Source organism: Paraburkholderia sp. EG304 (genome assembly GCF_046543485.1).
GTDB lineage: Bacteria > Pseudomonadota > Gammaproteobacteria > Burkholderiales > Burkholderiaceae > Paraburkholderia > Paraburkholderia youngii.
The window spans coordinates 1-1,870 of record NZ_JBKGUA010000189.1 but is presented as its reverse complement, the minus strand read 5'-3'; the positions used below and the strand labels follow the sequence as shown (position 1 = coordinate 1,870).

General features: G+C 63.4%; 1 protein-coding gene. It reads left to right on the top strand.

The genetic code is table 11. From position 1 onward, the window contains the following. On the top strand, positions 1–1,870 hold a 1,870-nt coding region (locus tag ACLFKU_RS43180), incomplete at both ends, for a GNVR domain-containing protein (protein ID WP_410853318.1).

Below are 1,870 nucleotides of genomic sequence, written 5' to 3'. Positions count from 1 at the left end.
TACGCGTTTATCGCGCCATCGGTGTACCAGGCCGATATTCTCGTGCAGGTGGAAGACAGCATCCCGACCAACAATTCAAAGAGTCCTCTGGGCGACGTCTCGAGCATGTTCGACGTCAAGACAGAGGCGACGGCCGAGATGGAAATCATCCAGTCGAGAATGGTGGTCGGCAAAGCCGTCGACGATCTGCACCTCGATATCAGCGCCAGGCCGAAGCGCTTTCCGTTGATCGGCGAGTGGCTGGGGCGGCAGGCCAAAGACCTTTCCTCGCCAGGTCTCTTTGGATTTGGCGGATATGCGTGGGGCAACGAATCGGTCAGGGTGTCCAGCTTCAACGTTCCGGAAGCATTCGAAGGCGAGAAGTTCGTGCTGACCGTTCTGGAGGACGGGCGCTACCGGCTGGAGCAGTCGGATCTGAGCGAGCCGATCGAGGGCCGCGTGGGCGCCACGCTCGACACGACACTGCCTGAAGGCGCGATCACGCTGCGGGTCGATGCGCTGAACGCCAGGCCGGGCACGCAATTCATTCTGGAGCGGCAGTCGCGCGAGAAGACGGTGGAAAACCTGCAGAACAGGCTGACCGTGTCGCAGAAGGGCAAGGACAGCGGCATCATCGGCGCGTCGCTGACGGGCTCCGAGCGGATGCTGACGGCCAGCACGCTTGCCGAAATCGGCAATGCGTATGTCGACCAGAATCTGAAGCGCAAGGCGGCGGAAGCCGAGAAGTCGCTCGAGTTCCTGAGCGCCCAGCTGCCGCAGCTCAAGAGCGACCTGGAGCGCGCCGAGGGGCGCTATAACGACATGCGCAACCGCATGGGCGTGTTCAATCTGAGTGAGCAGGGCAAGGCCTATCTGGATCAGAGCGTGGCCACGCAGCGCAGCCTGCTGGAACTGAAGCAGAAGCGCGCGGAAATGAGCGCGATCTACGCGCCGGGTCACCCGGCGATCCAGGCGCTCGATCAGCAGATCGGCATGCTGGGCAGCAGGATCGGCAGCCTGTCGCAGCAGGAACAGGCGTTGCCGGACCTGGAGCAGAATGCGGTACGCCTGACGCGTGACATGAACGTGAACAACGAGCTTTATGTTGGCATGTTGAACAACATGCAACAGCTGAAGCTGGTTCGCGCGGGCAAGGTGGGGACGGTGCGGCTGATCGATAACCCGGTGGTGCCCAAAGACCCGATCAAGCCGAACAAACTGCTGGTGATTATCTATGCGGCGTTGGGCGGCCTGATTCTGGGTGTGGGTGCGGCGTTCGCGCGTACGGCGCTCTATCGGGGCGTGACCGACGCGCAGGAGATCGAGGAGCAGACGGGCCTGAACGTGTATGCGACCGTGCCGCTGTCGCAGGCGAAAGTCGCGCGCATCGGCAAGGCGCCGAAGCTGCCCGCGGACGAGAAGTTCCTGCTGGCGAGCGAGTTTCCGCGCGATCCGTCGATCGAAAGCCTGCGCCGGCTCAGAACCGCGCTGCATTTTGCAATGCTCGAATCGGAGTCGGGCGACAACCGCGTGCTGCTGACGGGGCCAACGGAACAGGTGGGCAAGTCGTTTCTCTCGGCGAATCTGGCGGCGGTCGTCGCGGCAGCCGGCAAGCGGGTGTTGCTGATCGACGCGGATCTGCGCAAAGGCCATCTGGAGCAGTACTTCGGCCTCGACTCGACGCCGGGCCTGGGGGACTATCTGTCGTCGGAGGTGACGTCCGACGCGGTGATCATGCGTGACGTGCGCCCGGGCCTCGACTTCGTTGCGCGCGGCGCGATCCCGGAGAACCCGGCCGAGCTGCTGGTGAGCGAGCGCATGCAGCAGTTCCTCGCGAAGACGAGCGACTACGACATCGTGCTGATCGACACACCGCCCGTGCTGGCCGTAT